Genomic DNA, 9,590 nt, shown 5'->3' on the forward strand with positions numbered 1-9,590 from the left:
CCTTACGCGCCTTTGCTGTTCCCGGAGCCGATCCAGGAGTCGTTCCCGGAGCCGATCCCGGAAATGAACGCCAATGAGTCGTCGTACGACAGGGCGTGGGAGCGCAATCGATCGAACGCGGCGCTGTAGGCCCTGAGATCCTCTTGTCGATCCACATAGAGACTACTCGTCAAATGGTCGATAACAACAACGTCCAGATCGGCAATGAGCGGGAATGAGAAGATTACGAAAGATCCCGTAACACCTATGTGGCCGCCCGCGGCGAAGGGCAGAACCTGCAGCCGTATCCGCGGCATCCTGGCGGCTTCCGCGAGGTGTCGCAACTGCGCCCCCATGACCGGTGCTCCGCCGACATTGCGCCGCAGCACCGCCTCGTCGAGCAGAGCGTGCAGCTCCAGCGGGGAATCCTGCTCCAGCACGGCCTGCCGGGCCGTCCGCACCTCGACCAGGGCGTCGACCTCCCGTGCCCCGAGCTGCGGGAGGACCGAGCGGGTGAGCGCGCGGGCGTACGCCGGGGTCTGCAGCAGGCCGGGCACCACGCTGTTCTCCATGGTGCGCGCCCGGCAGGCGCCGGTTTCCAGACTGATGAAGTCGCGGTACTCCGGGGGCAGTACGTCGCGGAAGTCGTGCCACCAGCCGCGCTGGGTACCCTTCCCGGCCAAGGTCGCCAACAGGTCGCGCAGTTCACGGTCGCGGACCCCGTAGATGTCCAGCAGACAGGCCACGTCCTCCGGCCGCGCGCTGCTGCGGCCGGTCTCGATACGGCTCACCTTCGACTGGTGCCAGCCGGCCCTGCGGGCGGCCTCGCCGCTCGTCATCCCGGCCAGATCGCGTTGCCGCCGGAGTTCCGCTCCGAGCTTTCGGCGTCGTACCGCGGGGATCTGTTGCATCGCGCGCCGCCCTTCCTGAAGGAACTTTTCAGACCGTCACCAGTGCGACAGTCTGCGCCTGAATACGTTCTCGCGTAGCAGGGTTCACCGCTTTGAGCGACAGATATATGCATATCGCTGTGGATCGGCCGCAATAGCGGCACCATAGGTGGCACTCTGGCGCGAAGTAGCCGTCCGCGGCTCCCTGCGGGCAGACCGCACGACGGAGTCTCGGGGCACGGCGGGAAAGGGACAGCGTCGCCATGGCAGACCTCCAGGAAGCATCCGTCACCCTGCCGAGCGACCCCGCCTCGGTCACCACGGCCCGCCGGTACGTCTGCGGGCTGCTGGCGGACTGGGGGATGCCCGAGAACGCGCCCGCAGTCGACGCGGTTCGACTGATCGTCTCCGAACTCGCCACCAACGCCGTGCTGCACACCCTCGGACAGTCACCCACCTTCACCGTGGACGTCCAGCTGGAGCGGTCCGAGCACCTGCGGATCGGGGTCACCGACAGCCATCCGCGCTGGCCGCAGCGGCTGCCGGCCGCCGTCCAGCAGGACAACGGGCGCGGCATGGTCATCATCCGCCATCTCACCGCGGAGTCCGGCGGCCGGCTCTCGGTGACCCCCACGCCGGACGGCGGCAAGACCGTCTGGATCATGCTCCCCTGGGCGGTCCCGGTGCAGTGACCGGTGTGGCCGCGAGCGGTGTGCCGCGATCGGGGCGCCGCGACCGGTGTGCCGTGATCGAGGTGTGGGAGCCCGGCCCGGGAACGTCAGCCGTGGTCCGCGACCAGTAGCGCCTCCGCACCCACCGGGACGTATCCGGCGGCCAGGAAGGCGCGCACGCTGGAGGCGTTTCCCGGGGCGATCTGGGCCCACAGCGGACGGCCGCCGGGCACCAGGTGGCGGGCGGCGCGGGCGAGGCGGCGGCCCAGGCCCGTTCCGCGCGCGCCGGGGTCGACCTCCAGGGCCGCTTCCCAGCGGCCGCCGACGCCGCGGCCGATCAGCACGGTGCCGCCGGGTGTCGTCCAGGCCCGTACGTCGTCACGGCGCTGCAGCGCCCGGACGATCCGCGGATGGGCGCGGTCGGTCGCCGGCTCCAGTCGCAGATCCGGCGGCCCCGGCAGCGGCTGGGCGAGCACCATCATGTCGATGTTCTCCACCCGCCGGCCGACGCGCCGGCCCAGGGCGTCCAGGAACGCCGGGCTGAGCGGCGCGGCGAGATCGCCGGGGGTCAGCAGACCGCGCATCCAGTCGTGGTCGGTATCGGTGAACACGACGGCGTGCGCGGCGAAGGAGAAGACCCCGGCGTCGCGCTCCGAGGGCTGCGGCACGAGGGTCACCCCGCCGTCCGGGGCGGGCAGGACGCCCTTCTCCACATCGGCCAGGATCCGCGGCAGGCTCATGCCTGAGCTGCTTCAGCCGCCTGGGTCGTCCCGGCCGCCGCCCGGGCGCGTTCGGGGGCGCTGCGCTCGACGCAGAACTCGTTGCCCTCCGGGTCGGCCATGTACACCCATCCCGTTCCGTCCGGCCTCCGCTGGTCACTGACCACTGTCGCGCCCAGCCCGGTCAGCCGCGCGACCGTCTCGTCGCGGGTACCGGTGGGCGGCTGGATGTCCAGGTGCACCCGGTTCTTGGCCGACTTTCCTTCGGGCACCCGGATGAACAGCATTCCGGGGACACCCGGTTGGCCCGGATCGATGAGCACCTCGGAGTCACCCGGGTCGGAGTCCTCCAGTATGTAGCCGGTCAACTCGGACCAGAACACGGCGAGACGGTACGGATCGGCGGCGTCGAAGGTGATGTGGTGGACGGGGTTGAGATAGGTCATATACGGCTCCCGGCCGGAGGGTTGGTCCCGAGCGGGGTCAACATATCCGTCCGGCAGGCGTCCTTGCCGGGAATATCCGCCCGCTCCGCCCGCGTCGCCCAACGGCCGCGCGGGGCCCGGACGGCCGGGCCCCGCGGTGCGTCAGCGGACCCGCCCGTACCAGACACTGCCGGTCCAGATCTTCTCCAGCCGGACCCGGGTGCCGGTCTTGGGGGCGTGCCAGATCTTGCCGCTGCCGGCGTAGATGCCCACGTGGTAGACGCTGCTGCCGGTGTGGAAGAACACCAGGTCGCCGGCCTGGCGGCTCGAAGCCGCGATGTGCTTGGTGCTGTTGTACTGGGCGCCGGTGGTGCGGGGCAGCTTCTTTCCGGCTTTGTTGAACGAGTACAGAGTGAGTCCGGAGCAGTCGAAACGGTTCGGCCCCGCGGCGCCGTACTGGTACGGAGAGCCCTTCTTCGACGCCGCGACGCTCAGGGCCTTGGCGGAGGCGGTGGCCGCGTCGGCGTGGGCGGCGGTGGCCGGCAACAGGGCGGGGACCGCGACAGCGGCGGCGGTGAGGACCGAGGCGGCCCCCAAACGGGACAGACGTGTGGACATGCCGAACGTGGCCATGCGAAACCCTTCGTCGTCCGCTTGCGAAGGATGACCTGTCGGGTTCGGGCAGGCGAAGAATCCCGGCCGCTGACGCGGCTTCACCCCAAGGGGACGGCCTGGATACCGCTGGGCCGGCCCCGTCGTGCCTGGGTCCTCCGTTCCTGCCGTTGCAGTGTCGACCGGGCATCCGGGCGGCGGCAGGATTGGGCGTCCGCTCGGACCGCCCCACCACGGCGGCGGGGTCTTGTCGTCGAAGGGAGCATGACTCACGAATGCCCTCGGATCGGTACACAAACGGCCTTATGTGATTCTCGTCACCAATCACCTATTTGGGTGGACGGAACGCCGACCGCTGCCGTTTCCGCCCGGGCGCACGCCGGTTGACCTGGGGCGGAAGCACCGACCATGACGGGCGGACGTCGCAAGTCGGTGCTGCAACATCCACCCGTCACGCGCAAGGGTGACTACTCCGAACGTGCGGCCGGATGTCGCCCCCGATGGGCCGTTCAGTGGCCCGGCGGAGGCGGGACGACCACCAGGGACGTCCGCCGCTCACCGTCCAGGACGCGCAGCGCCCTGCCCAGCGTGCCGGTGTGCACCTCGGTCTCGCCGCGGTCGTGCATCACCGCCAGCGCCTCGCGCAGTGCCGTCGCCCTGCCGACCAAGGCCTGGGCGGCGCGCAGCGCGCCGTAGGTGTCGCGGGAGCGGGACGGGTTGATCCGTCCCAGCAGGTCCACGATCTCCAGATAGCGGTCGACGAGTTCGCCCTCGGAGCGCGTCAGGGCCGGCAGCGGCGGCAGTTCCGGCACCACCGGTGTCACCGGATGCCGTGTGTGGTGCCGTTGGTCTTCCGGCTGAGGGTGACGCGGTCGACGACGCCGTAGGCCAGCGCCTGCGTGGCGTCGAGGATCATGTCGCGCTCGATGTCGGCGCTGACCCGCTCGGGCTCCTGTCCGGTGTGGCGCACCAGCAGCTCCTCCAACTTCTCCCGGGTGCGCAGCAGTTCCCGGGCCTGGATCTCCAGGTCCGCGATGGTGCCCTGCACTGCCTGCCCGAACGACGGCTGGTGGATGAGGACCCGTGCGCCCGGAGTGATCATGCGCTTGCCGGGGGCGCCGGCGGCGAGCAGCACGGCGGCGGCCGAGGCCGCCTGGCCGATGCAGACCGTGGACACGTCGCAGGTGACGAACTGCATCGTGTCGTAGATCGCGGTCATGGCGGTGAACGAGCCGCCGGGGGAGTTGATGTACAGCGAGATGTCCTGCCCGGGTGCCGAGCTCTCCAGATGGATGAACTGCGCCATGACGTCGTTGGCGGAGGTGTCGTCGATCTGGGTCCCGAGGATGACGACGCGTTCCTGCAGCAGCTTGGAGTACGGGTCCATGGTGCGGGTCCCGGAGCTGGTGCGTTCGGTGAACTCGGGCAGGACGTAGCGGGCGGTGGGTCGGATCATGGCGGCACCTCCATGTAAAAAATGTACAGGACGTACATCTCGATATGATGGGGAGCATGGCCCATGAAGTACCGGTGACACAAGCGCGTGCGGAGCTCGCGGAACTGATCAACCGCGTTGTCTACGGCGGTGAGCAGGTGGTGCTGACGCGCCACGGCAAGCCGCTCGTTGCTCTGGTCTCCGCCGCTGACCTGCAGCGACTGCGCGATCTTGATGCGGCGACCGAGGAGCCGGTGATCAGCACGGTCTCCTCGTTCGGCTCCCGGGCGTCCGCCACGGGCGAACGCCGCCGCTTCGGCATCGCCGCGGAGCACCGCGGCCCGGACGCCGGAGATCGGCGTCCGGGCCGCGAATGAGACGGTCGGAGCGGTCGTCGTACAGGTGGTGCGGTGTGCGCTCGCGCGCCCGTGCAGCGCGCGCTCAGTGCGTCAGAAGGTCAGCTTCCAGCTGTTGATGTAGCCGGTGTCGACGCGGGCGACGTCCTGGACCTTGAGCTTCCAGACGCCGTTGGCGACCTCGCTGGAGGCGTTGGCGGTGTACGTGGTCACGACGTTGTCGGCGGAGTCCGAGCCGCTGGAGTTCTTCAGGCGGTAGGTGCTGCCGTCGGGAGCTACCAGGTCGATGACGAGGTCACCGCGGTAGGTGTGGACGATGTCGACGCCCACCTGCAGGGTGCTGGGCGCGTTGCCCGCGATACCGCTGACGGTGACCGACGAGGTGACGGCAGCGCCCGCGTCCGGGATGGCGACGTCCGTGGTGTTCTCGAAGACCGTGCCGGTCGGCGGTGTCGTGGTCCCGGTGCTCAGGTTCCAGACCGCGTACGCGATGGCGTCGCTGTTGTTGTCCAGCGCGCTGTCGTTGAGGTTGGCGGAGGTGTCGCACGAGCGGTGGTAGCAGGCGTCGAACGCCTGGCCCGAGGTGCCGCCCCACTTCTGTGCCTGCGCCGCGGTCTTGGTGTAGTCCGCGCCGCTGAACAGCCCGCCGACCGGCACACCCGCGCTCTTGAACGGGGCGTGGTCGGAACGGCCGTCACCCTCGGTCTCGATCTCGGTCGGGATGCCCCTGGTGGCGAAGAAGTCCTTGAAGACCGTCTCGAGCGGCCCGTTGTCGTCGTAGACGAAGTACCCGGGGTTGGGCGAGCCGATCATGTCGAAGTTGAGATAGGCGTCGATCTTCGACCGCTCGGCGGCCGGCAGGTTGTTGACGTAGTACTTGGAGCCGATCATCCCCAGCTCCTCGGCGCCGAACCAGCCGAACCGCAGGTGCTTGGTGGGCTGCAGGCCGGCGCGCGAGACGGCGAGGGCGACCTCCAGGGTGCCCGCGGTGCCCGACCCGTTGTCGTTGATGCCGGGTCCCGCGGTGACGGAGTCCAGGTGCGCACCGCTCATCACCACATGGTTGGCGTCGCCGCCCGGCCAGTCGGCTATGAGGTTCCAGCCGGTGGCGCCGCTGCTGGTGAACTGCTGGATCGTCGTGGTGTAGCCGGCCGCGTCCAGCTTGCCCTTGACGTAGTCGAGTGAGGCCTTGTAGCCGGGCCGTCCGTGGGCGCGGTTGCCGCTGTTCGCGGTGGCGATGGACTGCAGTTGGGTCAGGTGCGCCTTGACGTTCGCGACCGGGATGTCCGGTGCGGCGACGGTCGGCGCGGGGGAGGCCGGGGCCGCGGCAGTGGCCGCGGGCGATGCGCCGATGAGGGCCGCCGAGAGCGCGGTGACCGCGCCGATGGCGGTCAGGGCATGGCGCAGCGTCAGTCTTGTGGACACGTGGTGCTCCGTTTTCCGTGGTGGGGGCGCGGAACGAACGAGGCACGCCGCGGCGTCGACCACGGCGCGCAGGAGCGTCTTCTGGCCAGAAGTCTCTTTGATGCGGACATGATGATCCGGCGGTCCCGGATGAGGCGTCAAGGGCGATAACCGGACAGGAAGTTCCGGTGAACGGACGAAGCCAGGCAAAGGCGTTGCAAAGGAATCGCAAAGACGCTCCAGGGACCCACGACACGGCAGGCCGCCCGAACCGCGGTGCCGGCTCCGACCTGGGCACTGCGCGTAACGTGAGTTAACGCGGGTGAAACGCCGCCGAACTAACGTTCCGCACCCGATCGACTGTGAGGTGTGGCCGTGCAACTGACCCCCCATGAGCAGGAGCGCCTGCTCATTCACGTCGCCGCCGATGTGGCGGACCGGCGCCGCGCGCGCGGTCTGCGGCTCAATCACCCCGAGTCCATCGCGCTGATCACCGCGCACATCCTCGAAGGTGCCCGCGACGGCCGCACCGTCGCCGAGTTGATGGCCTCGGGCCGCACGGTGCTGAGCCGGGCCGACGTCATGGACGGCATCCCCGAGATGATCCCGGACGTGCAGGTCGAGGCCACCTTCCCCGACGGGACCAAGCTGGTCACCGTGCACGACCCGATCGTCTGACGAGGAGGCCCACCGATGATTCCCGGAGAGATCCTCCATGCCGACGAGCCCGTACCGCTCAACGAGGGAAAGCCCGTCACCCGGCTGACGGTGCTCAACACCGCCGACCGTCCGGTCCAGGTCGGCTCCCACTACCACTTCGCCGAGACCAACCCCGGTCTGGACTTCGACCGCGCGGCCGCCCACGGCCTGCGGCTGTCCATCGCCGCCGGCACCGCCGTGCGCTTCGAGCCCGGTATCCCGGTCGCGGTGGAGCTGGTGCCCATCGGCGGTGCGCGCATCGTCGCCGGGCTGCGCGGCGAGACCGCGGGAGCCCTCGATGGCTGAACTCACCCGAGCCGTATACGCCGACCTGTTCGGCCCGACGGCGGGCGACCGGATCCGGCTCGCCGACACCGACCTGCTGATCGAGGTCGAACGCGATCTGTCCGGCGGCCCGGCCGGCTCCGGCGACGAGGCGGTCTTCGGCGGCGGGAAGGTGATCCGCGAGTCCATGGGCCAGTCCCGGGCGACCCGCGCGGAAGGCACCCCCGACACCGTCATCACCGGCGCGGTCGTCCTGGACCACTGGGGCGTCGTCAAGGCGGACATCGGGATCCGGGACGGCCGTATCGCCGCGATCGGCAAGGCCGGGAACCCCGAGACGATGGACGGTGTGCATCCGGACCTGGTCATCGGACCCGAGACCGAGATCATCGCGGGCAACGGCAGGATCCTCACCGCCGGAGCGGTCGACGCGCATGTCCACTTCATCTCGCCGACCGTCGTCGACCAGGCCCTGTCCGCCGGGGTGACGACCATCGTCGGCGGCGGCACCGGCCCCGCCGAGGGCACCAGGGCCACCACCATCACCCCCGGACCCTGGCACCTGGCCCGGATGTTCGCGGCGCTGGAGGCGTATCCGGTCAACATCGGGCTGCTCGGCAAGGGCAACACCGTGTCGTCCGAGGCGATGTACAGCCAACTGCGCGGCGGAGCGGTGGGATTCAAGATCCATGAGGACTGGGGGGCGACCCCGGCCGCGATCGACGCCTGTCTGACGGTGTGCGACGCCACCGGAGCCCAGCTCGCCATCCACACCGACACCCTGAACGAGGCCGGCTTCGTCGAGGACACCCTCGCCGCCATCGCGGGCCGCGGCATCCACGCTTACCACACGGAAGGCGCGGGCGGCGGGCACGCACCCGACATCATCACCGTCGTCTCCCGGCCCAACGTCCTGCCGTCCTCGACCAATCCCACCCGGCCGCACACCGTCAACACCGTCGAGGAGCACCTCGACATGCTGATGGTCTGCCATCACCTCAACCCGGCCGTCCCCGAGGACCTCGCCTTCGCCGAATCGCGCATCCGGCCCTCGACCATCGCCGCCGAGGACTTCCTGCACGACCTCGGCGCGATCAGCATCATCAGCTCCGACTCCCAGGCCATGGGACGGGTCGGCGAGGTCGTGCTGCGGACCTGGCAGACCGCGCACGTGATGAAGAAGCGCCGCGGCTCATTGCCCGGGGACGGTCGCGCCGACAACCACCGGGCTCGTCGCTATGTCGCCAAATACACCATCAACCCGGCGGTGGCGCAGGGCCTGGACCAGGAGATCGGCTCCGTCGAGACCGGGAAGCTCGCCGACCTCGTCCTGTGGGAACCGGCGTTCTTCGGCGTCAAGCCGCTGCTCGTCATCAAGGGCGGCCAGATCGCCTACGCGCAGATGGGCGACGCCAACGCCTCCATTCCCACCCCCCAACCGGTGCTGCCGCGGCCGATGTTCGGCGCCGTCGGACGGGCACCGGCCGCCAACTCCTTCAACTTCACCACGCAGACCGCGCTCGACGACGGCCTCCCGGACCGGCTCGGCCTGGGCAAGCGGTTCCTGCCGATCCGCAGCACCCGAGCGCTGACCAAGGCCGACATGCGGGAGAACGACGCCCTGCCGCGGGTCGAGGTCGACCCCGACACCTTCACCGTGCGCATCGACGGCGAGGTCGTCGAACCGGCACCCGCTGCCGAACTGCCCATGGCCCAGCGTTACTTCCTCTTCTGATGACGCCGAGTGCCACGGTGACCGCGACGGCACCGGCCCCCGCCGCCAGGGCCGCGCTGCTGATGCTGGCCGACGGACGGTTCCCGGCCGGCGGCCACGCCCACTCCGGAGGCGGCGAGGCAGCCGTCACGGCGGGTCTCATCCATGACCCGGCCAGTCTCGCCGCCTTCTGCCGGGGCCGGCTGCACACCTCGGGGCTGGTGGCCGCCGCGCTCGCCGCGGCGGCGACCACCGGACTCGATCCGCTGCTGCTCGACGCCGCGGCCGACGCCCGCACCCCGTCACCCGCACTGCGCGCCACCGCCCGCAAACTCGGCCGGCAACTGATGCGCGCCGCGCGGGCCGCCTGGCCCGCCGCGGAACTCACCCGGCTCGCCGCC

Annotated in this window: 13 protein-coding genes and 1 riboswitch; of the genes, 6 read left to right on the forward strand and 7 right to left on the reverse strand. The window is 70.1% G+C overall.

Annotated features, from left to right (window positions below; translation table 11 throughout):
- Nucleotides 1-2: 2 nt before the first annotated feature.
- Nucleotides 3-890: a helix-turn-helix transcriptional regulator gene (locus G3I60_RS34825; protein WP_164297152.1), complete on the reverse strand. Its 888-nt coding sequence runs from the start codon at nucleotides 888-890 to the stop codon at nucleotides 3-5.
- A 242-nt stretch (nucleotides 891-1,132) separates the two neighbouring features.
- Here G3I60_RS34825 and G3I60_RS34830 point away from each other — a divergent pair, with 242 nt between their 5' ends.
- The gene (locus tag G3I60_RS34830; RefSeq protein WP_138354507.1) at nucleotides 1,133-1,561 is read left to right on the forward strand and encodes an ATP-binding protein; all 429 of its coding nucleotides are present in this window, start codon (nucleotides 1,133-1,135) and stop codon (nucleotides 1,559-1,561) included.
- An 86-nt stretch (nucleotides 1,562-1,647) separates the two neighbouring features.
- Here G3I60_RS34830 and G3I60_RS34835 read toward each other — a convergent pair whose 3' ends face one another.
- From G3I60_RS34835 to G3I60_RS34855, 5 genes are all read right to left on the reverse strand, one after another.
- On the reverse strand, nucleotides 1,648-2,280 hold the full coding sequence (locus G3I60_RS34835) for a GNAT family N-acetyltransferase (protein ID WP_138354508.1): 633 nt from the start codon (nucleotides 2,278-2,280) through the stop codon (nucleotides 1,648-1,650).
- Nucleotides 2,277-2,705 (reverse strand): VOC family protein, encoded by a 429-nt coding sequence (locus G3I60_RS34840; RefSeq protein ID WP_164297154.1) that lies wholly within the window; start codon nucleotides 2,703-2,705, stop codon nucleotides 2,277-2,279. Before G3I60_RS34840 ends, G3I60_RS34835 begins: the two co-directional genes overlap by 4 nt.
- Before the next feature lie 141 nt (nucleotides 2,706-2,846).
- Complete coding sequence (locus G3I60_RS34845) at nucleotides 2,847-3,302, reverse strand: C40 family peptidase (RefSeq protein WP_164297174.1); 456 nt, start codon at nucleotides 3,300-3,302, stop codon at nucleotides 2,847-2,849.
- An 18-nt stretch (nucleotides 3,303-3,320) separates the two neighbouring features.
- A riboswitch (cyclic di-AMP (ydaO/yuaA leader) is annotated at nucleotides 3,321-3,484 on the reverse strand.
- Nucleotides 3,485-3,805: 321 nt separating this feature from the next.
- A complete protein-coding gene (locus G3I60_RS34850; protein ID WP_138354562.1) occupies nucleotides 3,806-4,111 on the reverse strand; it encodes a hypothetical protein in 306 nt (101 codons plus the stop codon).
- A 5-nt stretch (nucleotides 4,112-4,116) separates the two neighbouring features.
- Nucleotides 4,117-4,752, reverse strand: coding sequence for an ATP-dependent Clp protease proteolytic subunit (locus tag G3I60_RS34855; protein ID WP_164297156.1), 636 nt, complete (start codon nucleotides 4,750-4,752; stop codon nucleotides 4,117-4,119).
- Between the two features lie 56 nt (nucleotides 4,753-4,808).
- On the opposite strand from G3I60_RS34855, the gene G3I60_RS34860 reads away from it, so the two are divergent.
- A complete protein-coding gene (locus G3I60_RS34860) occupies nucleotides 4,809-5,108 on the forward strand; it encodes a type II toxin-antitoxin system Phd/YefM family antitoxin (RefSeq protein WP_138354512.1) in 300 nt (99 codons plus the stop codon).
- A gap of 72 nt (nucleotides 5,109-5,180) precedes the next feature.
- On the opposite strand, the gene G3I60_RS34865 is transcribed toward G3I60_RS34860, so the two are convergent.
- Nucleotides 5,181-6,512 (reverse strand): M28 family metallopeptidase, encoded by a 1,332-nt coding sequence (locus tag G3I60_RS34865; RefSeq protein WP_343241788.1) that lies wholly within the window; start codon nucleotides 6,510-6,512, stop codon nucleotides 5,181-5,183.
- Nucleotides 6,513-6,866: 354 nt separating this feature from the next.
- Between G3I60_RS34865 and G3I60_RS34870 the strand changes: the two genes are divergently transcribed.
- The 4 genes from G3I60_RS34870 to G3I60_RS34885 form a co-directional block, all read left to right on the forward strand.
- The gene (locus G3I60_RS34870) at nucleotides 6,867-7,169 is read left to right on the forward strand and encodes an urease subunit gamma (RefSeq protein ID WP_164297158.1); all 303 of its coding nucleotides are present in this window, start codon (nucleotides 6,867-6,869) and stop codon (nucleotides 7,167-7,169) included.
- 15 nt (nucleotides 7,170-7,184) lie between these two features.
- Nucleotides 7,185-7,496, forward strand: coding sequence for an urease subunit beta (locus G3I60_RS34875; RefSeq protein ID WP_138354514.1), 312 nt, complete (start codon nucleotides 7,185-7,187; stop codon nucleotides 7,494-7,496).
- Nucleotides 7,489-9,210 carry an urease subunit alpha gene (locus G3I60_RS34880; RefSeq protein WP_138354515.1) on the forward strand — a complete coding sequence of 574 codons (1,722 nt, stop codon included), beginning with the start codon at nucleotides 7,489-7,491 and terminating at the stop codon, nucleotides 9,208-9,210. The genes G3I60_RS34875 and G3I60_RS34880 overlap by 8 nt, the downstream gene beginning before the upstream one ends.
- Nucleotides 9,210-9,590 (forward strand): urease accessory UreF family protein (locus G3I60_RS34885; protein WP_275418570.1); only part of this gene is annotated, 381 nt, incomplete at its 3' end. The genes G3I60_RS34880 and G3I60_RS34885, both read left to right, overlap by 1 nt.

The organism is Streptomyces sp. SID13666, from assembly GCF_010548325.1.
GTDB classification, from domain to species: domain Bacteria; phylum Actinomycetota; class Actinomycetes; order Streptomycetales; family Streptomycetaceae; genus Actinacidiphila; species Actinacidiphila fildesensis.

Bases quoted from the DNA above. Each gene is read 5' to 3' on its own strand.
- G3I60_RS34825 (WP_164297152.1), bottom strand. From the start codon at position 890: ATGCAACAGATCCCCGCGGTACGACGCCGAAAGCTCGGAGCGGAACTC.
- G3I60_RS34830 (WP_138354507.1), top strand. From the start codon at position 1,133: ATGGCAGACCTCCAGGAAGCATCCGTCACCCTGCCGAGCGACCCCGCC.
- G3I60_RS34835 (WP_138354508.1), bottom strand. From the start codon at position 2,280: ATGAGCCTGCCGCGGATCCTGGCCGATGTGGAGAAGGGCGTCCTGCCC.
- G3I60_RS34840 (WP_164297154.1), bottom strand. From the start codon at position 2,705: ATGACCTATCTCAACCCCGTCCACCACATCACCTTCGACGCCGCCGAT.
- G3I60_RS34845 (WP_164297174.1), bottom strand. From the start codon at position 3,302: ATGTCCACACGTCTGTCCCGTTTGGGGGCCGCCTCGGTCCTCACCGCC.
- G3I60_RS34855 (WP_164297156.1), bottom strand. From the start codon at position 4,752: ATGATCCGACCCACCGCCCGCTACGTCCTGCCCGAGTTCACCGAACGC.
- G3I60_RS34860 (WP_138354512.1), top strand. From the start codon at position 4,809: ATGGCCCATGAAGTACCGGTGACACAAGCGCGTGCGGAGCTCGCGGAA.
- G3I60_RS34875 (WP_138354514.1), top strand. From the start codon at position 7,185: ATGATTCCCGGAGAGATCCTCCATGCCGACGAGCCCGTACCGCTCAAC.
- G3I60_RS34880 (WP_138354515.1), top strand. From the start codon at position 7,489: ATGGCTGAACTCACCCGAGCCGTATACGCCGACCTGTTCGGCCCGACG.